This window comes from Streptomyces parvulus (genome assembly GCF_014648855.1).
Lineage (GTDB): Bacteria > Actinomycetota > Actinomycetes > Streptomycetales > Streptomycetaceae > Streptomyces > Streptomyces parvulus.
Window position 1 is genome coordinate 466,770 of the sequence record NZ_BMRX01000003.1, and the last position, 24,073, is coordinate 490,842.

Annotated in this window: 28 protein-coding genes; 13 read left to right on the forward strand and 15 right to left on the reverse strand. The window is 73.6% G+C overall.

The window, feature by feature from the left end:
• Positions 1 to 58 precede the first annotated feature (58 nt).
• The 3 genes from IE108_RS07685 to IE108_RS07695 all read left to right on the forward strand — a co-directional run bounded on the left by IE108_RS07685 (position 59) and on the right by IE108_RS07695 (position 1,868).
• Positions 59 to 697 (forward strand): TetR/AcrR family transcriptional regulator, encoded by a 639-nt coding sequence (locus IE108_RS07685; RefSeq protein WP_064726784.1) that lies wholly within the window; start codon positions 59 to 61, stop codon positions 695 to 697.
• 43 nt (positions 698 to 740) lie between these two features.
• Entirely contained in the window at positions 741 to 1,253 is a 513-nt protein-coding gene (locus IE108_RS07690; RefSeq protein ID WP_064726785.1) for a DinB family protein, read from the forward strand.
• A gap of 111 nt (positions 1,254 to 1,364) precedes the next feature.
• On the forward strand, positions 1,365 to 1,868 hold the full coding sequence (locus tag IE108_RS07695) for a hypothetical protein (RefSeq protein WP_064731662.1): 504 nt from the start codon (positions 1,365 to 1,367) through the stop codon (positions 1,866 to 1,868).
• A gap of 28 nt (positions 1,869 to 1,896) precedes the next feature.
• Here the strand turns inward: IE108_RS07695 and IE108_RS07700 are convergent, their stop codons facing one another.
• From IE108_RS07700 to fabG, 5 genes are all read right to left on the reverse strand, one after another.
• The gene (locus tag IE108_RS07700; protein ID WP_064726786.1) at positions 1,897 to 2,439 is read right to left on the reverse strand and encodes a hypothetical protein; all 543 of its coding nucleotides are present in this window, start codon (positions 2,437 to 2,439) and stop codon (positions 1,897 to 1,899) included.
• A gap of 114 nt (positions 2,440 to 2,553) precedes the next feature.
• Positions 2,554 to 3,237, reverse strand: a complete 684-nt coding sequence (gene ung, locus IE108_RS07705) for a uracil-DNA glycosylase (protein ID WP_064726787.1) — start codon at positions 3,235 to 3,237, stop codon at positions 2,554 to 2,556.
• A gap of 73 nt (positions 3,238 to 3,310) precedes the next feature.
• On the reverse strand, positions 3,311 to 4,897 hold the full coding sequence (locus IE108_RS07710; protein ID WP_064726788.1) for an ABC transporter substrate-binding protein: 1,587 nt from the start codon (positions 4,895 to 4,897) through the stop codon (positions 3,311 to 3,313).
• A gap of 208 nt (positions 4,898 to 5,105) precedes the next feature.
• On the reverse strand, positions 5,106 to 5,867 hold the full coding sequence (locus IE108_RS07715) for an SDR family oxidoreductase (RefSeq protein WP_064726789.1): 762 nt from the start codon (positions 5,865 to 5,867) through the stop codon (positions 5,106 to 5,108).
• Positions 5,868 to 5,892: 25 nt separating this feature from the next.
• The gene (gene fabG, locus IE108_RS07720) at positions 5,893 to 6,654 is read right to left on the reverse strand and encodes a 3-oxoacyl-ACP reductase FabG (protein ID WP_064726790.1); all 762 of its coding nucleotides are present in this window, start codon (positions 6,652 to 6,654) and stop codon (positions 5,893 to 5,895) included.
• Positions 6,655 to 6,916: 262 nt separating this feature from the next.
• Between fabG and IE108_RS07725 the strand changes: the two genes are divergently transcribed.
• A complete protein-coding gene (locus IE108_RS07725) occupies positions 6,917 to 7,696 on the forward strand; it encodes a hypothetical protein (RefSeq protein WP_064726791.1) in 780 nt (259 codons plus the stop codon).
• A 39-nt stretch (positions 7,697 to 7,735) separates the two neighbouring features.
• On the opposite strand, the gene IE108_RS07730 is transcribed toward IE108_RS07725, so the two are convergent.
• Positions 7,736 to 8,119, reverse strand: a complete 384-nt coding sequence (locus IE108_RS07730; RefSeq protein ID WP_064726792.1) for a DUF3037 domain-containing protein — start codon at positions 8,117 to 8,119, stop codon at positions 7,736 to 7,738.
• Positions 8,116 to 8,871, reverse strand: a complete 756-nt coding sequence (locus IE108_RS07735) for a HipA family kinase (protein ID WP_064726793.1) — start codon at positions 8,869 to 8,871, stop codon at positions 8,116 to 8,118. Before IE108_RS07735 ends, IE108_RS07730 begins: the two co-directional genes overlap by 4 nt.
• A 188-nt stretch (positions 8,872 to 9,059) precedes the next feature.
• On the opposite strand from IE108_RS07735, the gene IE108_RS07740 reads away from it, so the two are divergent.
• Both IE108_RS07740 and IE108_RS07745 read left to right on the forward strand, forming a co-directional pair.
• Positions 9,060 to 9,536: a Rieske (2Fe-2S) protein gene (locus IE108_RS07740; RefSeq protein ID WP_064726794.1), complete on the forward strand. Its 477-nt coding sequence runs from the start codon at positions 9,060 to 9,062 to the stop codon at positions 9,534 to 9,536.
• Complete coding sequence (locus IE108_RS07745) at positions 9,533 to 10,000, forward strand: pyridoxamine 5'-phosphate oxidase family protein (protein WP_064726795.1); 468 nt, start codon at positions 9,533 to 9,535, stop codon at positions 9,998 to 10,000. Before IE108_RS07740 ends, IE108_RS07745 begins: the two co-directional genes overlap by 4 nt.
• A gap of 71 nt (positions 10,001 to 10,071) precedes the next feature.
• On the opposite strand, the gene IE108_RS07750 is transcribed toward IE108_RS07745, so the two are convergent.
• Positions 10,072 to 10,983: a LysR family transcriptional regulator gene (locus tag IE108_RS07750; RefSeq protein WP_064726796.1), complete on the reverse strand. Its 912-nt coding sequence runs from the start codon at positions 10,981 to 10,983 to the stop codon at positions 10,072 to 10,074.
• Positions 10,984 to 11,058: 75 nt separating this feature from the next.
• Here IE108_RS07750 and IE108_RS07755 point away from each other — a divergent pair, with 75 nt between their 5' ends.
• The gene (locus IE108_RS07755; RefSeq protein WP_064726797.1) at positions 11,059 to 12,042 is read left to right on the forward strand and encodes a DMT family transporter; all 984 of its coding nucleotides are present in this window, start codon (positions 11,059 to 11,061) and stop codon (positions 12,040 to 12,042) included.
• On the opposite strand, the gene IE108_RS07760 is transcribed toward IE108_RS07755, so the two are convergent.
• Complete coding sequence (locus tag IE108_RS07760) at positions 12,033 to 13,370, reverse strand: aminotransferase class I/II-fold pyridoxal phosphate-dependent enzyme (protein ID WP_107420080.1); 1,338 nt, start codon at positions 13,368 to 13,370, stop codon at positions 12,033 to 12,035. The genes IE108_RS07755 and IE108_RS07760 overlap by 10 nt on opposite strands.
• A 35-nt stretch (positions 13,371 to 13,405) precedes the next feature.
• Here IE108_RS07760 and IE108_RS07765 point away from each other — a divergent pair, with 35 nt between their 5' ends.
• Both IE108_RS07765 and IE108_RS07770 read left to right on the forward strand, forming a co-directional pair.
• The gene (locus tag IE108_RS07765; RefSeq protein WP_064731664.1) at positions 13,406 to 14,092 is read left to right on the forward strand and encodes a pyridoxamine 5'-phosphate oxidase family protein; all 687 of its coding nucleotides are present in this window, start codon (positions 13,406 to 13,408) and stop codon (positions 14,090 to 14,092) included.
• Positions 14,092 to 14,733, forward strand: coding sequence for an FMN-binding negative transcriptional regulator (locus tag IE108_RS07770; protein WP_064726798.1), 642 nt, complete (start codon positions 14,092 to 14,094; stop codon positions 14,731 to 14,733). Before IE108_RS07765 ends, IE108_RS07770 begins: the two co-directional genes overlap by 1 nt.
• A gap of 45 nt (positions 14,734 to 14,778) precedes the next feature.
• On the opposite strand, the gene IE108_RS07775 is transcribed toward IE108_RS07770, so the two are convergent.
• From IE108_RS07775 to IE108_RS07790, 4 genes are all read right to left on the reverse strand, one after another.
• Positions 14,779 to 15,723, reverse strand: a complete 945-nt coding sequence (locus IE108_RS07775) for a DMT family transporter (RefSeq protein WP_064726799.1) — start codon at positions 15,721 to 15,723, stop codon at positions 14,779 to 14,781.
• Positions 15,724 to 15,907: 184 nt separating this feature from the next.
• The gene (locus IE108_RS07780) at positions 15,908 to 16,912 is read right to left on the reverse strand and encodes an EamA family transporter (RefSeq protein ID WP_064726800.1); all 1,005 of its coding nucleotides are present in this window, start codon (positions 16,910 to 16,912) and stop codon (positions 15,908 to 15,910) included.
• Positions 16,913 to 17,008: 96 nt separating this feature from the next.
• Complete coding sequence (locus IE108_RS07785) at positions 17,009 to 17,548, reverse strand: Clp protease N-terminal domain-containing protein (protein ID WP_064726801.1); 540 nt, start codon at positions 17,546 to 17,548, stop codon at positions 17,009 to 17,011.
• Positions 17,549 to 17,728: 180 nt separating this feature from the next.
• On the reverse strand, positions 17,729 to 18,379 hold the full coding sequence (locus tag IE108_RS07790; RefSeq protein ID WP_064726802.1) for a PadR family transcriptional regulator: 651 nt from the start codon (positions 18,377 to 18,379) through the stop codon (positions 17,729 to 17,731).
• A 192-nt stretch (positions 18,380 to 18,571) separates the two neighbouring features.
• On the opposite strand from IE108_RS07790, the gene IE108_RS07795 reads away from it, so the two are divergent.
• Both IE108_RS07795 and IE108_RS07800 read left to right on the forward strand, forming a co-directional pair.
• Positions 18,572 to 18,943 carry a YrdB family protein gene (locus tag IE108_RS07795; protein ID WP_064726803.1) on the forward strand — a complete coding sequence of 124 codons (372 nt, stop codon included), beginning with the start codon at positions 18,572 to 18,574 and terminating at the stop codon, positions 18,941 to 18,943.
• Positions 18,944 to 19,039: 96 nt separating this feature from the next.
• Positions 19,040 to 19,849, forward strand: a complete 810-nt coding sequence (locus IE108_RS07800; RefSeq protein ID WP_064726804.1) for a PhzF family phenazine biosynthesis protein — start codon at positions 19,040 to 19,042, stop codon at positions 19,847 to 19,849.
• Positions 19,850 to 19,919: 70 nt separating this feature from the next.
• Here IE108_RS07800 and IE108_RS07805 read toward each other — a convergent pair whose 3' ends face one another.
• Together IE108_RS07805 and IE108_RS07810 are read right to left on the reverse strand one after the other, a co-directional pair.
• Positions 19,920 to 20,747 carry a CPBP family intramembrane glutamic endopeptidase gene (locus tag IE108_RS07805; RefSeq protein WP_064726805.1) on the reverse strand — a complete coding sequence of 276 codons (828 nt, stop codon included), beginning with the start codon at positions 20,745 to 20,747 and terminating at the stop codon, positions 19,920 to 19,922.
• 108 nt (positions 20,748 to 20,855) lie between these two features.
• Positions 20,856 to 22,373: a glutamate-cysteine ligase family protein gene (locus IE108_RS07810; RefSeq protein WP_064726806.1), complete on the reverse strand. Its 1,518-nt coding sequence runs from the start codon at positions 22,371 to 22,373 to the stop codon at positions 20,856 to 20,858.
• Positions 22,374 to 22,927: 554 nt separating this feature from the next.
• Here IE108_RS07810 and IE108_RS07815 point away from each other — a divergent pair.
• Both IE108_RS07815 and IE108_RS07820 read left to right on the forward strand, forming a co-directional pair.
• Complete coding sequence (locus IE108_RS07815; protein ID WP_064726807.1) at positions 22,928 to 23,512, forward strand: hypothetical protein; 585 nt, start codon at positions 22,928 to 22,930, stop codon at positions 23,510 to 23,512.
• A gap of 276 nt (positions 23,513 to 23,788) precedes the next feature.
• Complete coding sequence (locus tag IE108_RS07820) at positions 23,789 to 23,986, forward strand: DUF5999 family protein (protein ID WP_064726808.1); 198 nt, start codon at positions 23,789 to 23,791, stop codon at positions 23,984 to 23,986.
• Positions 23,987 to 24,073 lie beyond the last annotated feature (87 nt).

The window sequence follows — 24,073 nt, forward strand, 5'->3', positions numbered from 1 at the left end:
AGTAGTCGCTGCGGCCGACTGTACTACAGCCGTAGTGCGGTCGGGTAGGTTGTCCTCCATGCCCGCCGCCACCCCGCCGCCCGCGCCCCGCCCGGAAGCCGCCACGTCCCGCGCCGCTCCCGCGGCCGCCTCCCGCGCCGACCTCGTCGCCGACGCCGCGCTGGCGCTGCTCGCGGAGCGCGGGATGCGCGGGCTGACCCACCGCGCCGTCGACGAGGCGGCCGGACTCGCGCAGGGCTCCACTTCCAACGTGGCCCGCAGCCGGCAGGCGCTGCTCGAACTGGCCGTGCGGCGCCTGGCCGACCGGGAGGAGCGGGTGCTGGCGCTGGACGAGATGCCGGACCCGCGTGCCGGGCTGGACGCTCTCGTGGACGCCCTGGCGCTGGCGACGCACCGGGCGCTGACCCGGAACCGGGCGCTGACGCTGGCCCGCTACGAACTCGCACTGGAGGCCACCCGCCGCCCCGAGCTGCGCGCTCACTTCGACGCGGCGGGCGCCCGCTTCCGGGAGCGACTGGGCGTGCTGGTCCGGGAGATGGGCTCGCGGGATCCCGAGCGGCACGTGCTCTCGCTGGTCGCCTGGGCGGACGGGCTGATGTTCAGCTGCGTGGCCGGCAGTTTCCACGCCGAGGTGCCGGGACCGCGGGAAGTGCGCTCGGGGCTGCGGGAGGTCCTGGACGGCATGCTGGGCGGGTGAAAACTCCTGGTGCTCCGGGAGAGGGCCGGGTGAGGATGTCGGCATGACGACCGAGCGCCGTGAACCCGCCCCTGACGCCGACGAACGCACCATGCTGGAGGGCTGGCTCGAGTACCACCGCCGGACCCTCGCCTGGAAGTGCGAGGGCCTGACCGACGAACAGCTGCGCACGGCCTCCGTGAGCCCGTCGGGGCTGACCCTGATGGGCCTGGTCCGGCACATGGCGGAGGTGGAGCGCAGCTGGTACCGCAGGGTGCTGGCGGCCGAGGACGCGGGCCCCCTCCACTACTCGGACGAGGACCCGGACGGCGACTTCCGGGTGACGGACTCCGACACCTGGCAGGAGACCCTCGCGACCTGGCAGGCCGAGATCGAGGCGGCCCGGCGCAACGCGGAGGGCTTCCCCCTGGACGAGATGGGCCGGGGAAAGCACGCCCGCACCGGCGAACGCTTCAGCCTGCGCTGGATCCACACCCACATGATCGAGGAGTACGCCCGGCACAACGGGCACGCCGACCTGATCCGGGAGAGCCTCGACGGCGCCACCGGCGACTGACGTCACCCGCGGGAGACCCGGCCCTCCGAAAAGGGCCGGAGATCACCCGTGCGGGGCAACCTCCGCCCGTCCGGCGCCGCGGAACGGGCCTGAGCGAGCAGAGTGGCGCGGGTGCATCGAACGAGGACCACCGCGACGCTCCTGGTGACCGTGGCCGTCACCGCCCTGACCGGCTGTACGACGGTCCAGAGCCCGGCCACCGCCGACCCCGCCGGGCCGGGCGCCCGTTCCTCGGCGCCGCGCCCGGACGGACCGGCCGAACCGCGGGTCGTCCAGGCCCCGGCCCGTGAGGCGCTGGAGATGATCGGCTCCCCGCCGGCGTCGGACGGCCCGGCCGCCCGGAAGCCGCGCCCCGCCGAACCGCCTGCCGCCCGCCCCCGCCCCGAGCCACCGGCCCCCCGGGCCCGCCCGGAGCAGCGCCCGCGACCGGAGGCACCGGCGCGCACGGAACGGCCGACACCGCCGGGCCCGAAGGTCCCCGACCTCCCCCACCCGACCTCCGCCGGCCGGGCCCCCGGACAGAACGCGGACGTGTGCTCCCTCGGCAAGCGGTACGGCGGCTGGCGCCCCGGCAGCCCCGAGGCCCGCATCTGCGAACAGGCCTACGGCCGCTGAGCCGCGCGGTCCCCGGGGGCCGCGGAACCTACGGCCGCTGTCGCGGGGGCCGCGGCCACCCGCCCGGGCGGTCGGGCCCGTCCGTCCCGCGGCCCGCCTCGTCCAGGCGCCGCGCCAGCCGGTCGATCGCGGCGCGCACGCCCTCGCCGTAGCGGTCGGACGCCAGCGACGCGGCCGCGCCCCGGGCACGCCGCAGATGCACGCGGGCGGCCTCGCGGTGGCCGAGCCGCTCGTAGTCGTCCGCGAGGTTCAGATGGAGCGAGGGGTAGAGGGCTCGGGCCGCGAGGCCGCCCCCGTGGGGGTCGGCGAGCGGATCCCCGGTGATCTCCTCGGCCGCCGACAACGCCCGCAGGTCCCACGCCAGTTCGTCGCCCGGGTCGTCCTGGGTGTCGGCCAGATAGTGGGCGAGGGTGCACCGGTGCAGCGGGTCGCCGTGCTCGCCGATCTCCGCCCACAGGCCCAGGAAGCGGTCCCGGGCCTCCTCGCGGTCGCCCGCGTGATGCAGCATGACGACCTGACCGATGCGCGTCAGCACGGCATCCGGCGCCGCCTGCTCCCGTCCCTTGGCCACCACGTCCTCCGTGCCCTCGTCGGCTGTCCCGACCGACGCTAGCCGCAGGTGCCCCCGATCCCGGTCAGGCGGCACCGGGGCGCGCACGGGCCGGCCGCAGCCCGCGTCCCCGGGTCAGCCCAGGTTCGGGATGGTCCAGTCGATCGGCTCGTGCCCCTGGGCCGCGACCGCCTCGTTGATCTGCGTGAACGGGCGCGAGCCGAAGAACTTCTTCGCCGACAGCGGGGAGGGGTGCGCGCCCTTGACCACGCGGTGCCGGGTCTCGTCGATCAGGGGCAGCTTCTTCTGCGCGTAGTTGCCCCACAGCACGAAGACCGCCGGGTCGGGCCGGTCGGCGACCGCGCGGATCACCGCGTCGGTGAACAGCTCCCAGCCGCGGGCCTTGTGCGAGTTGGCCTCGCCCGCCCGGACCGTGAGCACCGCGTTGAGCAGGAGGACGCCCTGCCGCGCCCAGGGCATCAGGTAGCCGTTGTCCGGGACGGGGACGTCCAGCTCCGCGTGCATCTCCTTGTAGATGTTCCGCAGGGAGGGCGGGACCTTCACGCCGGGCCGGACCGAGAAGCACAGCCCGTGGCCCTGGCCCTCGCCGTGGTACGGGTCCTGCCCGAGGACCAGCACCTTCACCCGGTCGTACGGCGTGGCGTCCAGCGCGGCGAAGACCTCCTCGCGCGGCGGGTAGACAGGGCCGTTCGCCCGCTCCTCCTCGACGAACTCCGTCAGCTCCTTGAAGTAGGGCTGCTGAAGCTCATCGCCCAGCACCTCGCGCCAGGACTCGGGCAGCATGGCGGTGTCGGTCACGTCAACTTCCTTACGCTGTGCGGTCGCTTCCACTGCCGACCAACCTACTGGCGACCACTGACAACGCGGGCCGCTACCAGCTGGTCTTCCGGGAGAGCTGCCACATCATCATGATCGTCGACGGGTCCATGGCCTGCTCCGCGCCCGAGATGTCCGTGTTGGCGGCCACGTACTGCTTGCCCTGCCAGAGCGGCAGCAGCCGCGCGTCCTCCAGCATGATCTGCTGCGCCCGCTCGAACTCCCGCTCCACGTTGGCCCGGTCGCTCTCCCGGCGCGAGCGCGGCAGCAGGTCTCCGGTGATCTCGCGCGCGGGGTAGGGCGTGCCCAGTGCGTTCTGCTCGCCGACGAACGGCGCGATGAAGTTCTCCGCGTCCGGGAAGTCCGGGGACCAGCCGCGCCCGAACACCGGGTACTCGCCCTTCTGGTAGCCGCCGACGTACGTCTTCCAGGGGCGGCTCTTCAGGGTGACGTCGAAGAGGCCCGAGGCGTCGAGCTGGCGCTTGATCTCCTTGAACTCCTTCCCCGTCTCGGAGCCGTAGCGGTCGGTGGTGTACCAGAGGGTGAGCGGGACGGGCTCGGTGATGCCGGCGCGGGTGAGGATCTCGCGGGCCTTGGGGACGCTCGGGTCGCCGTAGTCGTCGAAGAAGCCCGTGGTGTGCCCGGTCAGACCCTTGGGGACCATGGAGTACAGCGGGTCGACGGTGTCCTGGTAGATCTTGTGCGCGATGGCCGCCCGGTCGATGATCTGGGCGACCGCCCGGCGGACGTCCTTGCGTCCGGCCCACGGGTCCTCGGGGTTGAAGACCAGGTAGCTGATCTCCGTACCGCTGCCCTCGACCAGCTGGAGCGCCTCGTCCTTGCCGTCCTTGCCCTGGAGCGTGATGACGTCGTCGGCGGCGAGTCCCCGGTAGGTCACCTGGATCTCGCCGTCGCGCAGCGCCCCCACCATCCCGGCGGAGTCCTTGAAGTAGCGGATGGTGACCGCCTTGTTGTGCCGGTCGGCGAAGCCCTCGTAGTGGTCGTTGGTCACCAGTTCGGCCCGCTCGCCGTCCTCGTACGACTCCAGCTTGTACGGGCCCGATCCGACCACCTGGCCGTCCTCGCGCAGTTGGTCCGCCGGGTAGCCGTCGGGCTCGACGATCGACATGGCGGGCGTGGCGAGCACGAACGGGAAGGTGGCGTCCGGCTTGTTGAGGTGGAAGACCACCTCGCGCTCGCTCGGCACCTGGACCCGTTCGAGGCTGCCGAGCAGTCCGGCGGGGCCGCCGTTGACGTTGATCTTCTTGATGCGGTCGATCGAATGCTTGACGGCCGCGGCGTCGAGGGGCTCGCCGTCGGAGAAGGCCAGGCCCTTGCGCAGCTCGCAGCGGTACACCTGGTTCGTCGAGTCGGTGAACGCGCACTCCTCGGCGGCGTCGGGCTGGGGTGCGGTCGCCCCGTTGGGGTAGCTGAGCAGCGTCTGGTAGATGTTCCGGAACAGCTCCCAGGAGCCGTCCCAGGAAGCCGCCGGGTCCAGGGTGCTGGGCGCGCTCGTCGTCCCCACGACGATCGGCCCCTCGTCCTCCGAGCTGTCGGAGGACAGGATGCCGCAGCCGGCCGCCAGCGACGATATGGACACGATGGCCGCCACCCGTCGAAGGCCTCGGTTCCGGTTGAACACGCGCACGCTCCTCGATCCGCCGTGCCAAGGGTCGGCAGACCATACCGCAGCGCCACGCCCCCTGAACCCCCTTCTGAACAGGGGTTTTGATCATTTGGCGATGACTACGTTGTCATCCCCCGACGATCTCGAAACGCGGACACGGGCGCCGTCCGCGTCGACGGCGCCCGTGTCCCGGACCGGTGCTCGGAGGTGCCGAGCGGCGACTTCAGGCCACGCCGGCGTTGAGGAAGATGCCGCCGTCGACGACCAGGGTCTGGCCGGTCACCCAGTCGGACTGCGCCGAGGTGAGGAAGGCGGCGGCGCCCCCGATGTCGGAGGGCACGCCGAGCCGGCCCAGCGGGTATCCCGCGGCGGCCTCCTCCTCGCGCCCCTCGTAGAGCGCGGCGGCGAACTTGGTCTTCACGACGGCCGGGGCGATCGCGTTGACCCGCACCCGGGGCGCGAACTCGTGCGCCAGCTGCGCGGTGAGGTTGATCAGCGCGGCCTTGCTGACGCCGTAGGCGGCGATGAAGGGCGAGGGCGAGAGGCCGGCGACGGAGGCGATGTTGACGATCGCGCCGCCGTTCTCCTTCTGCCAGGCGTGCCAGGTGCGCTGGGCGAAGCCGAGGGCCGAGATCACATTGGTCTCGAAGACCTTGCGCGCGACGTTCAGGTCGAGGTCGGCGATCGGCCCGAACACCGGGTTGGTGCCGGCGTTGTTCACCAGGAAGTCGACGCGGCCGAAGGCCTCCATCACGCGCTCGACGGCGGTGGCCTGGTGGGCCTCGTCGTGCGCCTTGCCCGCGACGCCGATGACCCGGTCGGAGCCGAGCTTGCCGACGGCCTCCTTGAGGGCGTCCTCGTTGCGGCCGGTGATGCAGACCCGGTCGCCGCGCGCGACGAGCGCCTCGGCGACGCCGTAGCCGATGCCGCGGCTGGCGCCGGTGACGAGCGCGACCTTGCCGGAGAGTCCGGGGAGTTCAGTCATGTCAGTGGTCCCTAGTCCCCGTCTGCTAGTCGAGCGGTCCGCCGGCCACGTACAGCACCTGGCCGGAGACGAAGCCGGCCGCCTCGCCGGTGAAGAAGGCGATGGCGTTGGCGATGTCGTCGGGCTCGCCGACGCGGGCGACCGGGATCTGGGTGGCGGCGGCGGCCTTGAAGTCGTCGAAGCCCATGCCGACGCGGTCGGCGGTGGCCTTGGTCATCTCGGTGGCGATGAAGCCGGGGGCGACGGAGTTGGCGGTGACGCCGAACTTGCCCAGTTCCTTGGCGAGGGTCTTGGTGAAGCCCTGGAGACCGGCCTTCGCGGCGGAGTAGTTGACCTGGCCGCGGTTGCCGAGCGCGGAGGAGGAGGACAGGTTGACGATGCGGCCGAAGCCGGCGTCCACCATGTGCTTCTGGCAGGCCTTGGACATCAGGAAGGCGCCGCGCAGGTGCACGTTCATGACGGTGTCCCAGTCGGAGGCGCTCATCTTGAAGAGCAGGTTGTCGCGGAGTACGCCCGCGTTGTTGACGAGGATCGTCGGCGCGCCCAGCTCCCCGGCGATCCGCGCGACGGCGGCCTCGACCTGCGCCTCGTCGGAGACGTCGCAGCCGACCGCGATCGCCCTGCCGCCGGCCGCGGTGATCTGCTCCACGGTGTCCTTGCAGGCGGCCTCGTCGAGGTCGATGACGGCGACGGCGCGGCCCTCGGCGGCCAGTCGTACGGCGGTCGCGGCACCGATGCCGCGCGCGGCTCCGGTGACGACGGCGACCCGCTGCTCAGTGGTGGACATTGCTGCTCTCCTCGTCCTGGGGATGCGGCCCGTGCGGAGCGTGCGCCCTCGGGTGAGCGACCGCTTAGTACCTTCCGCAGACGTGACGCTAGAAGCCCTGGCACCCGGTGTCAACGGGACACCGGGCCGGTGTGATCCATTACCTGGGCCGGACGGCGCGACACCGGGGCCGGTCCCCCGATCGGCTCAGCGCTGCGGGCCACGCGGCCGCCTTGCCCATAGCGTCGAAGCGCTACCCACCCCGACCGGAAAGGAGGCGTCCATGCGCCGTCGCACCGGGGCCGCGGGCATAGCCGTCGCGATAGCCGCGATCGTGCCGCTGGCCGACACCGCACACGCCGAGGAGCTGGACTCCCGGAGTCTCACGCGTCAGCAGGCGGCCGCGGCCGCCTTCGAGAGCGATTCCTACGACCCGGACGCGTTCGCCGAGGACGCGCCGGCGCCCGACGCGTTCGCGGACGAGCCGTCCGCCGCCGACGGCCTCGCCGAGGTCCGGCCCGACGAGGGCGGCGACGGAAGCGACCTGGGCGGTGTCGACGAGGGTTCGTTCGGCCAGGGTGGAAACGACCAGGGCGGAAACGGCCTGGGCGGGGCGGACGAGTCGCGCCCCGGTCAGGGCCGGCCCGGTGACGACCCCTTCGGCCAGGGCGGAAACGGGCAGGGCGGCAACGGCCTGGGCGGCAACGGCTTCGGCGGAAACGGCCAGGACGGCAACGGCTTTGGCGGGAACGGCCAGGGCGGAGCGGGCCACGCCCGTGAGGTGGACGGCGGCCAGGCGGCGATGCGGCCGGTGTCGGTTCCGACGACGTCCTCGACCTCCATGCCGCGCCCCACCCCCACCACGCCGGTCCCCGCGCCGACCACCGCCGCGCCGACCGCGACCGCGTCCCCGACCGTCGCGCCGACCCTCGGCACCCAGGGCGGCCTGGGCGGCGGGTCGAGCACCGGACCGAGCAGGTCGGACATCGGCATCGGGCTGGGCTGCGTGGCCAGCGCCACGCTCGCGGCCGGCTACGCGTTCAGGCGCCGCCGGCGCGCCTGACGCCCACCGCGGTCCCGCCCCCGGGCGGACCGCCCGGCGTCAGCGCACCAGCAGATCGAGGAGCCTGTCCGCCTCGGCCGCCGGATCGGCGGTGAGGCCGGTGTGCACGGGCCCCGGCTGGACGATGGTCGAGCGGGGCGCGATCAGCCAGCGGAAGCGGCGGCCCGGATCGTCCTGGGCCGCCTGGCCCGCCGCGTCGCCGCCGGCGCACACACCCTCCACGGCACGCAGCGCCGCCCGCACGCCGGGCAGGTCCACCTCCGCGTCGAGGGCCAGCAGCCTGGCCTCGTCGAGGTGGGTGCGGGCACCGACGTAGGACTTGGCACGGCAGTAGACGAGGACGCCGGCGTTCACGCACTCGCCGCGCTCGATCCGGGGCACGACGCGCACCAGCGCGTACTCGTAGACGTGGCGGTCGCTCACCGTTCCCCCTTGACGCGTTCGTGGATGCCGGCGGCCCGGGCCAGCAGGGGCCGGGCGTAGGCCCGCCGGAGGTCGTCGGGCGTCGCGAAGCCCGGCTCGTCGCGCAGCCAGACGTCGGGGACCTGGGCCATGACCTCGGTGAGGAGTTCCCCGGTGACCAGCGGCGCGAGTGCGTCGGCCGCCGAGCGGACGTCCGGCGAGAAGCGGGCGAGCGCGTGGTCGGCGGCGTCGTAGGGGCGGGCCGCGGAGGCCTCGGCGCCGGGCCAGTTGTGCTGCCAGATCATGGTGGCGCCGTGGTCGATGAGCCAGGTCTCGCCCCGCAGGCGCAGCAGGTTGGGATTGCGCCAGGAGCGGTCGACGTTGTTGACGAGCGCGTCGAACCAGACGATCCGGCCGGCCTCCTCGGCGCTCACCTCGAAGGCCAGCGGGTCGAAGCCGAGCGCGCCGGAGAGGAAGTCCATGCCGAGGTTGGTGCCGCCGCTCGACTTGAGCAGTTCCTGCACCTGCTGGTCGGGCTCGCCGAGCCCCAGGACGGGATCGAGGTCGACCGTCACGAGCCGCGGGACGCGGAAGCCGAGCCGCCGGGCCAGTTCCCCGCAGATCACCTCCGCGACGAGCGTCTTGCGTCCCTGTCCCGCGCCGGTGAACTTCAGGACGTACGTCCCGAGGTCGTCGGCCTCGACGAGCCCGGGGAGCGAACCGCCCTCACGCAGGGGCGCGATGTAGCGGGTCGCGGTGACTTCCTTGAGCATCGCCCCAGGCTACCGGCGTGGCGGGGCCCCGCGGACCGCGGGTGTTCCCCGGTGACAGCGAATCGACAGCCGTGTTTTACGCCCGCCCGACCGTCCGCCGGGCAGCATCTCGGCACGGTCTGAACAGCATGTGCCACGGGGCCGTACCTCTCGGCAGATCACCACGCATCCCCCGAAGGGACCCCAGCATGACCAGCGCATCGTTTCATCCCGCCGCCGGACCCGCCCGTCGCACCGTCGTGGCGGCGGCCGGAGCGGCCGGGCTCACCGCCGTGCTGGCGGCGTGCGGAGGCTCGGACGAGGACGCGTCGGGCGGCGGCGCCGCGTCCTCCGGGGCCCCGTCCGAGGAGGCCGGCGGCGGGGACGGCGGCGGCGGGACCGAACTCGCGGCGACCGCCGACATCCCCGAGGGCGGCGGCATGGTCTTCGCCGACCAGAAGGTGGTGGTCACCCAGCCCTCGGCGGGCGAGTTCAAGGCGTTCTCGGCCATCTGCACCCACCAGGGCTGCGCGGTGAAGAGCGTCTCGGACGGGGTCATCAACTGCCCCTGCCACAACAGCAATTTCTCCATCACCGACGGCAGTGTGCGGAGCGGTCCGGCGCCCAAGCCGCTGCCCGCCGTGCGCATCACGGTCAACGGGGACTCGATCCAGCTGGCCGGATGACCGTGACCCAGCGCCGCGGCCGGAAGATCATGATGACGCCGGGCGAGCTGGAGGCGTTCCTCACCACCCAGCGCACCTGCCGGGTCGCCACCGTCTCGGCCGACGGCGCCCCGCACGTGAGCACCCTGTGGTTCGCCTGGGACGGTGCCGCGATGTGGCTCTACTCGGTGGTGCGCAGCAGACGCTGGGCGGATCTGCGGCGCGAGGGGCGGGTGGCGGTCGTGGTGGACACCGGCGAGGAGTACGGCGAGCTGCGGGGTGTGGAGCTGTCCGGCCGGGTGGAGTTCGTCGGCGAGGTGCCGCGCACCGGTGAGCTGTGCGCCGAACTCGACTTCCCGGAGACGCTGTTCGCCCGCAAGAACTTCGGTCTGGAAGAGATGCCGCACGACGGCCGGCACGCCTGGCTGCGGCTGACGCCGGAGAAGGTCGTCTCCTGGGACTTCCGCAAGCTGGCGTCGCTCTAGGCCGTGTCCGCGAGGCCCGCCCGCCGGACCGGGCGTATCCGCAGGTCCCGCCCGCCGGACCGGCCCGGGGCTCAGCCCTCCTGCGCCACCTCCGCCGCGGTCGCCCGCAGCGCGTCCACCGCCGCCCGGATCGACGGGCGGCGGTCGGCGTCCGCGCGCCAGACGACGTAGACGTGCCGGCGCACCCGCTGCCGCAGCGGGACGGTGATCACCTCGGCGGGCATCGGCAGGCGTCCGAGCAGCGGCGCGATGCACACGCCGAGCCCCGCGGCGACCAGGCCGAGCTGGGTGTGGGTCTCGGCGGCGCGGTGGCCCACGAGGGGCTCGATGCCCTTGGAGCGAAGCGTGAACATCAGCCATTCGTGGCAGAACTCGCCCTCGCCCCAGGTGATCCACTCGTCCTCGGCGAACTCGGCGAGGTCCACCTCGTCGCGGCCCGCGAGCCGGTGGCCGGCCGGCATGGCCACGTCCGCCGGGTCGTCGAGCAGCGGCGCCTTGACCAGGCCGTCGGGCAGCGGCATCGGCTTGTTGTACCAGTCGAGTACGACGGCGAGGTCGAGGTCGCCGCGGACCACGCCGTTGATGCCGCGTTCCGGTTCCAGCTCGCACGAGCGCAGGCGCAGCGCGGGGTGCTCGGTGCGCAGGGCGGCGAGTGCCGTGGGGAAGAGTCCGCGGGCGGCCGTCGGGAACGCGGACAGCCGCAGCTCCCCGGCCACCTGCCCGCGCTGGGCCTCCAGGTCCGCCTGGGCCAGTTCGACCTGGGAGAGGATGCGGGCCGCGTGCTCGGCGAGCAGCCGGCCGGCGTCGGTGAGGCGCACCCCCCGCCCGTTCTTGGCCAGCAGCCGCTGGCCGGCCTCGCGCTCCAGTTTGGCCATCTGCTGGGAGACCGCCGAGGTGGTGATGTGCAGTCCGGCGGCCGCGCCGCTCACCGAACCGTGCCGGGCGAGGGCGTCGAGGGTGCGCAGGCGCTCCAGGTTCAACATGTAAGCAACACTACGAGATACCCGGTGGGAAATCTCGATTGTGCTACGAGGAGGGTGTGCTCCATCGTTGCTCGCATGAGCCGCACCGGTACCTCCTCGCCCGCACCCCGCCGCGTCCTCGACTGGCGGCTGCGCTTCGGGTTCCTCGCCCTCGTTTGGGGATTCAGCTTCCTCTTCATGAAGGTGGGGACCGAGGCCTTCGCCCCCTTCCAGGTCACGCTGGGCCGCCTGGCGTTCGGCACGGCGGTGGTCGCCGCGGCGATGGCGGTGAAGCGCGAGCGGCTGCCGCGCGGCGCGTGGACCTGGGTGCATCTGGCGGTCGCCGGCCTGCTGCTCAACGCGCTGCCGTTCTCGCTGTTCGCCTTCTCCGAGCTGACGATCCCGTCGTCGCTGGCCGGCATCTGCAACGCGACCTCACCGCTGTGGGGCATGGCCCTGTCGCTGGTCGCCCTGTCCGAGGACCGTCCGACCCGGCGCCGGGTGGCGGGGCTCGGCATCGGCTTCCTGGGCGTCCTGACGGTGCTGGGCGTCTGGCAGGGCTTCGACGGACTGGACGTCACGGGCACGTCGCTGGCCCTGCTGGCCTCGCTCAGCTATCCCGTCGGCTGGATCTACGTCCGTCGCACCCTGGCCGGCTCCAGCCACTCCCACCTCTCGCTCACGGGCGCCCAGCTCGGCCTGGCCACGCTGCAACTGGCCGTCGTGACCCCGCTGTTCACCTCGGTGCCGACCGGTCTTCCGCTCCTCCCCCTGCTGTCGGTCGCGGCCCTGGGAGTCCTCGGCACCGGGCTCGCCTTCCTCATCCAGTACGACCTGGTCGCCGAGGTCGGTCCGACGACGGCCCAGATGGTCACGTACTTCACTCCCGTCGTCGCCACGGCGGCCGGAGTGGCGCTTCTCGGCGAGTCGCTGTCGTGGTCGACGCCGGCCGGCGCGGTGATCGTCCTCGCGGGGGCGGCGCTGACCCAGTCACGGCCGAAGCGCGCCCGGCGCCCGGTCCCGGCACCAGAGGACGCGGGGCTAGGTGAGCGCCCGCGCGCCACCGCGTCTCACACGTAGCCCCGCGACGGTTCCGCACCCGGCCCCACGGCCTCGGCCACCGCGGCCGCCAGCGGGCCGACGTCGTGCTGGGCCAGCGTCGAGACGGTGATCCGGATGCCCGGCGGGGCGGTGACGCGGAAGCGCGCACCCGGGGCCACGGCCCAGCCGGCGTGCAGCAGCCGGGCGACGGCGCCGGTCTCGTCCGGCACCGGGATCCACACGTTCATGCCGGTGCGGCCGTGTGCGGCGACCCCGTGTTCCGCGAGGGCGGCGAGCAGCGCGTCCCGGCGCCGCCCGTAGGCCGGCGCGACCGTACTCGCGTCGACCGCGCCGCCCGACCAGAGCCGGGCCACCGCCCGCTGGGTGACGTGGCTGACCCATCCCGGCCCGAGCCGCTGGCGGCCGCGGACCCGGTCGAGCGTGACGGGGTCCCCGGTGAACACGGCGAGCCGCAGGTCGGGGCCGCACGCCTTGGCCGCCGAGCGGACGAACGCCCAGCCGTGGGTCGTACCGGCGAGCGGGTGCGGGGGCGTGTCCACGATGCGGTGGCCGTGGTCGTCCTCGATCAGCAGGGTCTCGGGGTGCTCGGACAGCACGGACCGCAGGGCGCCCGCCCGCTCCGCGCTCACGGCCGCGCCCGTCGGATTCTGCGCGCGGACCGTGACGACCAGCGCACGGGCACCGGCCGCGAGCACCCCGCGCACGTCCTCGGGCAGCGGTCCCTCGTCGTCCACGCGCACAGGGACCGTGCGCAGGCCCAGCGCGGGGACCAGGTCGAGCAGGCTTCCCCACCCCGGGTCCTCCACCGCGACGGCGTCGCCGGGGCGCAGGTGGGCCGTCAGCACCCGTTCCATGGCGTCCAGCGAGCCGGACGTGATCACCACCGGCCCGCCGGGCACCCCGTCGGCGTCCAGTTCGGCACGCGCGACGCGGGCGAGGTCCGCGTCGACCGCCGGGTGCCCGTACAGCACGGGCTCGCGGTCACCCTGCTCGGCGGCCGCGGCGAAGACCGGGCCCAGCGCCGGGAGCAGCGCCGGATCCGGGTTGCCGTCCGAGAGGTCGCGCACCCCTTCCGGCACCTCCACCCGGATGAACTCACGTCCCGTGGTGGCCGGCTTCGCGCGCACCCGGCTGCCCCGGCGCCCGGCCGTCTCGATCACCCCGCGCTCGCGCAGGGTGCGGTAGGCGGCGGCCACGGTGTTCGGGTTCACCCCGAGGCGCTCCGCCAACTCCCGCATCGGCGGCAGTGGTTGACCGGGTTGCAGCTCCCCCGCGCCCACCGCTCGCTCGACGCTCGCGGAAATCTCCGCTGCGCCCCGTCCAACGATCAGATACTCTCCTAGCACAAACGACATTATGCACTAGTGCAATGGAGAACGCCATGCAGGGGACCGCGCAGACGCCGTCGCAGCCCGCGCCCGCCTACCCGCCCACCGACCGCACCGTCCCCACCCGCTCCCCCGACCGCGCGTCGTACGACAGGGAGCTGGTGCACGCGATACTCGACGAGGGCTACGTCTGCCACCTCGGCTTCGTCCGGGACGGCGCCCCGGTGGTGCTGCCGACGCTCTACGGCCGGGTGGGCGAGCGGCTGTACGTGCACGGTTCGACCGGCTCGCGCCCGCTGCGGATGACCGGCGCCGCGGACCCGGGGCTGCCGGTGTGCCTGACGGTGACGCACGTGGACGCGCTGGTGCTGGCCCGTTCCGCCTTCCACCACTCGATCAACTACCGGTCGGTGGTGGTGCACGGCACGGCGTACGAGGTGACGGACCCGCAGGAGCGGCGCACCGCCCTCGACGCCCTGGTCGACCACGTCGTCCCCGGCCGCTCGCGCGACTCCCGGCCCGCCGACAAGAAGGAGCTGGCCGCCACAGCGGTGATCCACCTCGACCTGAACGAGGTCTCCGCCAAGCTCCGCACCGGCGGCGTGAACGACGAGCCGGAGGACATGGCCCTCCCCCACTGGGCCGGCCTCGTCCCGCTGCGCAAGGGCTTCGACGCCCCGGTCGCCGATCCGGACCTCGACTCGGGTACCGCCCTGCCCGGCTATCTGGCGGCCCTGTGATGCTGGTCCACCCCTGGGACGCGCCGCGGGACGACGACGAGTGGCGGGACTTCCTCGCGGGGCACGACTTCGGCCAGCTCGCGGTCAACGGCCCGCCCGGCGAGCCGCCCCACGTCCAGCCCCTGCACTTCGCCTACGACGCGGGGCGCGGCGCGTACGGCGAGGCGGTGACGCACCTGGCCCGTCCCAACCCCCTCTGGTCGGCGCTGGAGGCCGCTCCGGTCGTCCTGCTGAGCGTGGTCGACGACTACGTGTACGTCCCCGGTCCCTGGCAGGCCGCCCCGGACGAGCCTCCCGAGCACGGCGTGCCGACCAGCTTCTACGCGGCCGTCCAGCTCCGCTGCCACGCCCGGGTGGTGGACGACCCGGCCGAGAAGGCCGCCCTGCTCAACCGCCAGGTCGGCCACTTCCAGCCGGAGGGCGGTTCGGCGCGGGCCGCGGCCGGCGAGGCGCCGTACGGCAGGCTGCTGTCCGGCATCCGCGGGCTGCGGCTGGAGGTGACCGGCGTACGGGCGAAGTTCAAGTACGCCGGCAAGCGCACCGGGGAGGTGCGGGAGCGGATCGCGGCCGGGCTGGCCGGGCGCGGCGGCCCGCGCGACGCCGAGGCCCGCGACCGTCTCGCACGGCGCGGCGGTATCTGAGCCCGGACGCCGGGGGGCCGCTCGGGTGGAGCGGCCCCCGTTTCGTCAGGCGGGCGCCGGCCGCGTCCGCGCCGCCCTGGTCTCCGCCACCGCGAGCCCCGCGACCGAGCCCAGCATCAGCAGGGTGCCGGCCAGGGTCGCCGCCGTGAGGTGCTCCCCGAGCAGCAGGACCGCGAGCGCGGCCGCGCTGACCGGTTCGAGGAGCATGATCACGGAGACGGTGGCGGACCGGACCACGGCCGCACCGGCGAAGTACAGCCCGTAGGCGAGGGCGGTCGGCACGGCGGCGACGTATCCGAGCAGCAGTCCGACGCCGACCGGGTCGGCGGTGTGCGGCACCAGGCCCTCGGCGAGGGCGAGCGGCAGCAGGCAGGCGCTGGTGACGGCGAAGGCCCCCACGGACGTACTGCCCGCGTCGGTCCCGCCGTCGCGGCCCCACCGGCGGGTGAGCAGCGTCATCACCGAGTACCCGGCGGCGGACAGCAGCGCGAGGAGCACACCGGGCCACCGGACGGTGGCGCTCCCTCCGCCGAGGACCAGCACCACGAGTCCGGCGAGCGCGCCGACGACCGCCGCGGCGCCGCCGAGGCCGAGGTGCTCGCCGAGGGTGAGGCGGGCTCCCAGCGCGATCAGCACCGGCCCGGCGCCCAGGGTGATGACGGTGGCCACGGCGAGACCGGTGGACTGCACCGCGGCGAAGTAGGCGGTCTGGAACACGGCCAGACCGAGCCCGGTGACGAGCGCCCGCCGCGCCTTGCGCGTGAACGGCGCGGACGGTGCCGCCCCACGCGGGCGCGGCCGCAGGGGGCGGGCGGCGAGCAGCAGGACGAGTCCCACCGCGCAGCGCCAGAAGGACAGGGCGACGGGGCCCATGTCACTGGACCGGTAGACCAGGGAGGCGGCGGCACCGGCGGTGCCCCAGGCGGTCCCGGCGACGATCAGATAGAGGAGGCCGCGCCCGACGGGCAGGCCTGATACGGCGTTCGACACGAGTTCTCCGCAGACGCGCACGAGGCGCGGGAGTTCGGCGCGCGCCCGGAGAGACCGGGGCGCGATGACTGCGTCTGCGGGCAGCACCGTCCGGCCCGGCGCCTGGGCGCCGGGATCGTCAAGGGGCCCGCCTCAGGCGGCCGGAGGCGGGAGGACGAGTGCGTCGGAGTGCATGATCCGCACCCTAGGCCGCGGTTCCCCGCCGGGACAACTCCCTTTCCTCGCCACCGCTCGCCACGGGTTCCGCGGAGCCCTTGGCGGGTGTCGAGGACTGTGCGATGAAGGCGCCGGCCAGCACCACGGCGCCGCCGGCGATCTGCGGGGCCGAGAGGTGCTCGCCGAGCAGGACCCAGGCCAGGACGGTCGCGACGACCGCTTCGAGGCAGGCCACGACCCCGGCGACCTGCGGCGAGAGCCGGCGTACGGCGACCACGCCGGTGACGTAGGCGAGGACCGTGGCGATGAGCACGATCCAGGCGAGCAGCAGGGCCGCGGCGACCGGGGTGCCGTCCATGGGCGCGGTGCGGCCGAGGACGGACCAGTCCATCGACCAGGGCCGGGCCACGACGGTCAGCACGGCGGCCCCGACCAGCAGGCCGTAGGCGATGACACCGAGCGGGTCGGGCGCGTCGTCGCCGGCGTCGCTGCCCTGGTCGGAGAGGACGAAGTAGCCGACCTGGCAGCAGGCCGCACCGAGCGCGAGCAGCAGTCCCACGGCGTCGAAGCGCAGCCCGGACCAGACCTCGACGACGCAGGCCAGGCCGCCGACCGCGAGGACCACGCCGAGTGCCGCGGCCCTGGTCACCGGCCGCCGCTGCACGAACCTGACCCAGCCGAGCACCAGCGCGGGCGCCAGGTACTCGACGAGCAGGGCGACGCCGACGGGGATGCGGGAGATGGCCGCGAAGTAGCAGGCCTGCACACCGGCGACGGCCAGCAGACCGAACCCGGCGAGCAGTCCGGGCCGACGGCGCAGCAGGTCGCGGTGGCGCACGGCGAGCGGCAGCATCACCAGGGCGGCGCCGGCCACCCGCAGCCAGACCACGTGGAGCGGGTCGAGGCCCGCCTCGATCAGCGGCTTGGCCGCGACTCCGGAGCCGCCGAAGGCGACGGCGGACGCGAGCGCCAGGCCGAGGTTCGCGCCCCTGCCGCGGCTGCCGGGAGCACTGTCAGTCGTATGCACCGGCACATGATGACAGGGGACGACATGACCGTCACCCCCGATGACACCTGTCTCACCGACTGGACGTCCCGGCCGCGCGGGTGGGACGGGAGAGGGCGCGGCTCAGGACGCTGGTTCGAAGTACCGCGCCACCCCGGCGGTCACCGCGCGCGGCTCGACGGCCGCGCGGGCCAGGACCTCGACGGCGCGCGCCTGCGGGTCGGCGACCAGGGCGGCGAGCAGGTCGACGCCGCGGGCCCGGTCGTCGCCGCGCCGCACGGCACGCGCGCAGGCCTCGTCCACGGCCGCCGCGGCCAGCGGCGAGAAGCCCGTCGCGCCGCTCACGACCGGGACGGTGCCGGAGTCCTCGACGGCGCTCTGCCAGCGCAGGCCGTAGCCGATGCTGCGCTGCACCAGGTAGCCGAGCAGTCTTGCGATCCGGGGCCCGTCCCCGAGCACCGCCCGGACGTCGGCGTCGGTTTCCAGGAGGGAGTGCAGCAGATGAGCCGTGTCGACGTGCCGGTCTCCGTCGCGCACCGCGCGTCGGCGGGCACCGGAGACCGCCGAGGCCAGTTCCGCGGTGAACCGGTCGTCGGGGTCGACGCCGTCCGGGCGCCGGTCGTCCTGCTCGCCGGCCGACTGCCGGGGGATACGGGGTTGCACAACATCCAGCACACCAGTCCCGGGCGAGCGGGTCATCCCCGAGGGGGAGCATTTCGGCGTCCCACACAGAGTGGACCCGCACCGCCGGAATCTCCTCCTTGCGGATGAGATCAAGCCGCCGCGTCCCGGCCGCACACGCGCGTGCCCCGCGGATCGCTCCGCGGGGCACCCGGCACTGCGTCAGTCCTCGTCGGCGAGGATCAGGTACAGCTTCTTGCGGGCGTCGCCGATGACGGCGAGCGCCTTCTCCCGCTGCTCCTTGCTGCCGGTCTTCCAGACCTGGCCGAAGGCCTCCATCAGGCCGAACCCGGCCTGCCGGATGTCGTTCAGGGCCTCCCAGTCGACACCCTTCGAGGCGTCCTCCCAGGGCGCCTCGGGCCCCTCCTCGGCCGCGGACCGGCCCGCCTCGGTGAGCGCGAAGAGCTTCTTGCCGCCCTCGCTCTCGCTGGCGATCAGGCCCTCGTCCTCCAGGAGCTGGAGGGTCGGGTACACCGAGCCGGGGCTGGGCTTCCACGCCCCGCCGCTGCGCTCGGCGATCTCCTGGATCATCTCGTAGCCGTGCATCGGCCGGTCCTTCAGGAGGGCCAGGATCGAGGCCCTCACGTCACCTCGCCGCGCCCTCCCCCTGGGCCCGCCGCGCCCTCGACCACCCCAGGGGCCGCCGTGGCCGAATCCCGGCCCGAACGGACCACCGGGGCCGCCGGGACCACCCGGCCCGAAGGGCCCGAAGGCCGCCCGCCTGCCGTCGAAGTCGCCGCGCCCGAAGGGGCCGCACTCTCCTCGGCCGTGCCCGTGTCCACCATGTCCACGCTCGTGTCCGTGGGTACGCATCGCAATCACTCCATTCAGTCGTTGATCAGTCGCGATGCCTCAACGATATATCGGAACGTATCGGAGTGCAAGCACCTCCGACAGGGAGCGCGGCCCAGGACCGCCGTGCCGCCCACCGCCGTGCGGAGCCACCGTGCGATCCCGCGTCAATCGGAGTGGACCCGTCCGTGCCGGGCCGATGAGAGTGGCGCCATGAGCCCCGTTCCGCTGCCGCCGGCCGTCCGCGCCTTCCTCCTCGCCAACGACGTGCTCGCCTTCCTGCTGGAGCTGCTGGCGCTCGGGCTGCTGGCCTGGTGGGGCTTCACCCGCGACATCGGCCGGGCCGGGTCGTTGGCCCTGGGGGTCGCCACCCCGCTGGCCGCCGCGGTGCTCTGGGGTCTGTTCGCGGCCCCGAGGGCCCGGTACGCGATCCCCCACGCCGCCCGGCTCGGGGTGAAGGCCGTGGTGTTCGGCGCCGCCGCCCTGGCGCTGCTCGCGCTCGGGCACCGGATCCCGGCCCTCTGGTTCGCGGCGGCCGTCCTCGTCAACACCGCCCTGGCCTCGTACCACCGCACCCGTTCCTGACCGGGGACCGCACGGCGCTGGCCCGGCCGCCGGACCGGGCCAGCGACCACGGATTGGCCTTGGTGCCCGGCTCCGCGCGGCGTCTAGCGTCGGGGCATGCGCATCCGAATCGTCGACGCCTTCACCGACCGGCCCTTCGCCGGCAACCCCGCGGGAGTCCTGCTCCTCGACGCCTTCCCGGACGACGCCCGGCTCCAGCGGGTCGCCCTGGAGGTCAACCACGCGGAGACCGCGTTCGCCCACCCCCTGCCGCCGGGCGGCGAGGCCGACTGGGCCCTGCGATGGTTCACGCCGGCCACCGAGGTCGCGATGTGCGGCCACGCCACCCTCGCCACCGCCCACGTGCTGCACACCACCGGCGCCCACGAGGGCCCGGTGCGGTTCGCCACCCGCAGCGGCGTCCTCGTCGCGACGCCGGGCGAGGACGGGGCGATCGCCCTGGACTTCCCGACGGCGCCGCTGACGCCGGTCGCGGCTCCGCCGGGCGTGGCCGAGGCCCTGGGCGCCGAGCCCCTCACCGTCCTCGACACGGGGCCGCACATCGGCGACCTGCTGGTCGAGGTCGCGGACGAGGGGACCGTGCGCCGCCTGACGCCGGACCACAAGGCGCTGGGCGCCCTCTCCAGGCGCGGCATCATCGCCACCGCCCGCGCCGACGACCCCGCCCGGGGATACGACTTCGTCTCCCGCTGCTTCTTCCCGAACGTCGGCATCGACGAGGACCCGGTCACCGGCAGCGCGCACACGGCGCTGGCGCCCTTCTGGTCCGAGCGCCTGGGACGGGCCGCCCTCACCGGGCTCCAGGCCTCGCCCCGCTCCGGCCGCGTCCGCACGGAGCTTCGGGGCGAGCGCACACTGCTCGGCGGCAGCGCGGTGACGGTGATCGACGGCGAGCTGCTCGCCTGACGGGACGGCGGGGCGCGGCGGGCACCCTCCCGCGCCCCGTCACCCGCACGGGGCGACCGCGACCGGCCGGTCAGGCCGTAGGCAGCCAGCCCACCTTGCCGGCCAGCAGCGCGTACCCGACGAACGCCCCGATGTCGAGCAGCGAGTGCGCCACCACCAGCGGCCCCACCCGCCCCCAACGGCGGTACAGGTACACGAAGACGACGCCCATCACCATGTTGCCGACGAAGCCGCCGATGCCCTGGTAGAGGTGGTACGAGCCGCGCAGTACCGAACTGGCCGCCAGCGACGCGCCCGCGCTCCAGCCGAGCTGGTCGAGCCGGCGCAGCAGGTAGCCGACCACGATGACCTCCTCCAGGACGGAGTTCTGCACCGCCGAGAGGATGAGCACGGGGTACTTCCACCACACGTCGGGCAGCGCCTCGGGCACCACCGTGAGGTTGAAGCCGAGGCCGCGGGCGGCCAGGTAGAAGGCGATCCCGGTGCTGCCGATGACGGCGGCGACGGCGGCCCCGCGGCCCAGGTCCGGCCAGGGGCGGGTGCGGTCGAAGCCGAGCGCGCGCAGCCCGCTGCCCTCGCGCAGCAGGAGATGCGCGACGAGGGCGACGGGGACGAGCGCCGTGGTGATGCCGAAGAGCTGCCAGGCGAGGTCGAGCCAGGGACGGCCCGGCGCGGCGGAGGCGTTGAGCGTGGCCGCCTGGTCCTTGAGGCCGCCGGGCCGGGTGAGCGAGCCGACGAAGCTGATGAGTGCGGACACTCCGCTCGCGCCCAGCGACAGCGCCAGGACGAGCAGCGTCTCGTCACGCAGAGTCCGCCGTGAGAGCCGCTCCGGGGGGACCTGCTCCCCGACGACCGGCTTGTGAGGGAACGAATCGTCCACCGGGCCCGCCTCCGCCATGCACACCTGCCTCCAGCTGGGACGTCACAGCTTGCCCGATCAGTATGAGGCGGTGCGCGGCGGGGCCGGGCCGGGACCGGGCGTCGACCCGGCCCCGGACCGGTCCGGTCAGCCCGTCGGAACCGGTTCCGGGGGGCCCACGGGCCACAGGTGCACGGGATCGCCCTCGCGCATCAGCTCGACGTACCGGCGGGTCGTGGCGGCCAGCGCGTCCTCTCGGGACAGCCCCGCCTCCAGGGCCCGGTGGAAGGTGGCCGCCTGCCAGGACGCGCCGTTGACCCGGCGCCGGCAGCGCTCCTCGATCACACCGAGGTACAGGTCCCGGTCGGCCGGCTCCACGCCCCACGCGTCCAGCCCCGCCTCGGCGAGCGGCAGCAGTTCGTCGCGTACGAGGACGGCGGCGTCGACCTCGGTGGTGCCGCCGAGCCTGCCGCGGCGGGGCCACTCGAAGCGGGCGTCGATGCCGTGCCGGCACGCGGCCTCGAAGTTGGCGGCGGCGGCCTCGAACGGCAGCCGGGTCCACACCGGCCGGGGCTCCTCGGCGAGCGCGCGCACCACGCCGTAGTAGAAGGCCGCGTTGGCGATGACGTCGGTGACGGTGGGTCCGGCGGGCAGGACGCGGTTCTCCACGCGCAGGTGCGGAACCCCGTCGGCGATGTCGTAGACGGGCCGGTTCCAGCGGTAGACCGTGCCGTTGTGCAGGACGAGTTCGGCCAGCGAGGGGACACCGCCGGCGTCCAGCACCTCCAGCGGGTCCTCGTCGTCGCAGATCGGCAGCAGCGCCGGGAAGTAGCGCCGGTTCTCCTCGAACAGGTCGTACGCCGAGGTCACCCAGCGCTCACCGAACCAGGTGCGCGGCCGGACGCCCTGGGCCTGCAGTTCCGGCGGGCGGGTGTCGGTGGACTGCTGGAACAGCGGGGGCCGGGACTCGCGCCACAGCTCCCGGCCGAACAGGAAGGGCGCGTTGGCGCCCACGGCGATCTGCGCGGCGGTGACCGCCTGCGCCGCGTTCCAGACGTCGGCGAAACGGTCCGGGGTGACCTGGAGGTGCAGTTGCACGGAGGTGCAGGCGGCCTCGGGCGCGATCGACTTGGAGGTGCAGGTCAGCCGCTCGACGCCCTCGATGTCGAGGGTGAAGTCCTCCCCGCGCGCGGCCACGATCTGGTCGTTGAGCAGGGCGTAGCGGTCGACGGCGGAGAGATTGGAGGAAACGAGGTCGTCCCGGTCCAGGGTCGGCAGAATACCGATCATCGCGATCCCCGCGTCGACCTCGCCCGCCTTGCGGTCCGCGTAGGCGAGGGAGGTGCGGATCTCCTCGGCGAGGCGGTCGAATACCCGGCCGCCCAGCCGGTGGGGAGCTATGTTGACTTCCAGGTTGAACATGGCGAGTTCTGTCTGGAAGTCCCGGCTCGCGATGCGTTCGAGGACTTGCGCATTCAACATTTTCGGCATCCCGTCGGCACCGACGAGATTCAATTCGATCTCCAGCCCCATCAGGTTCTTCGGTTCGTCGAACCGCTTCTCCGCCAGAAGCCGCTCCAGACCCGTCAGGCACCGCTGGAGCTTCTCGCGGTAGCGCTGGCGATCGGACAGGTCGAACTGACCTGCCACGACCTTCTCCCCCATGGAGACGTCCCTTCTTGGAGCGGTAGTCGAAGATCCGGCCGCCGGCGGCCGGTCAGGTTGGATGATGCCCAGCCGAAGCGATCGATAACGTCCCCGCGGCCGCCCGGCACCCGCTACGCTGTGCCGATGTGACCGGTGGCACATTCACCGGGCATGGCACATGGAGCAGTTTCCAGGGCCGGTAACTCGTGAAAAACACCGATGACAATTGGCCGACCGCTCGGTGAACATTCCTCGAGGTCGGCGCCTTCCAAGGGCCCGGAAATGCGGAGAAATCCCGCATGTCGACGACCGAATGCAGCCTTGTACTGGTTGCCGGAATCGGCTAGCCGAAACACAGTCTGAACACATGTCGTATAAACTCCGCGGACAAGGCAGAAGACCGGCGCCCTCGGTCGAAGGATGCCGTCGTCGAGCTGACACGCGGCAGGCCTCACCTCCCTTCCCGGTTCTCGGACCCCGGCCTCTGCCTCCCCCAGCCCCGTGAGCTGACAGCGTCGTCCGCCCCGCCCCGCCCTCGCGCCACCGTGCCTTCGAATGAGAGGCGACCCACCATGCCCCTGCGTGTCCCGCCGGCTCCCGCGCCCGCCCTGCGTTCCGTGCTCACCGCCCTCTCCTCGCCCACCGCGGTCCGGGAGGCCCGGACGCCCGCACTGCTGCGCGCCCAGGGCCCCGTCGCTCCCGAACTGCCGCTGCCCGTGCACGTCCTGGACCGGGTCACGGCGGACGGCGCGACGGCCACGCGGCTGGCCGGCTGGCGGTTCCTGATCCGCTCCGGCGAACGGGCGGTGGCGGCCGCGGACACCATGCTCACCCCGGACGGCTGGGCGTTCTCGCACTTCTTCGAGGGCCCGTACGTCACCTCGACCGAACGCGCCCTGCGCCAGGCCGAGTCGGTGCCCCAGCCCTATCAGCCGCGACTGCTGTCCGTACCCGAGCTGTACATGCTGACCCTGTGGCTGCACGGAGACTGCGCCGCCGACGCCGCCACCGGGCACCCCGCCGCCACCGACCTGCTGATCCCGCTGGCGCCCGCGCCCCCCGGCATCGCGGCCCACCGGCCGCACCGGGTCGCCGAGCTGCTGCCGGTCCTCACCCACCGGGTGACGCCCACGGGTCTGCTGGGTTCGCCCGCCTGACCCGCCTCTCGCACCCACCCGCGCGGACTAGCCCCATCCGGCCATGCCGAACCACCCGAAGTGACAGTGCTGTTGAGCTGAACCGTCCGCGCGGGTGATGCGTCATCATCCTGTGAGAAGCGGTGCTGCGAAATACCTGCGGATCGACGCCCGTGGGGCAACACTGGGTTCGGACCGACTTTAAACATACGGGGGGCGGCCATGAACAACGCTTCACGCCGCGGGACAGACCAGACGGCGAACTCATCCATCACCACAGACCGAGAGACCCCACTCATGTGTCAGCACCAGCCACCGTGCCCCTCAGCCGACTCCGCCGACCGGGAATCCGCCCGCCTCGTGGCGCACCACCCGGAGCAGGGCTGGAGCCTGCTGTGCAACGGCGTCGTCCTCTTCGAGGACACCGGTGAGCTTCTGCCGGACGGCCAGATCATCGCCCCGCACCGTCCCGCGGGCCTGATCACCGCCGCCTGAGCGAAGGCCGGACGGAGCGACGCCCCTCCGCCCGGCGAATCATGGGGCCGGCCGCGGCCAAGGCCGCGAACCGGCCCCGACGCGCGT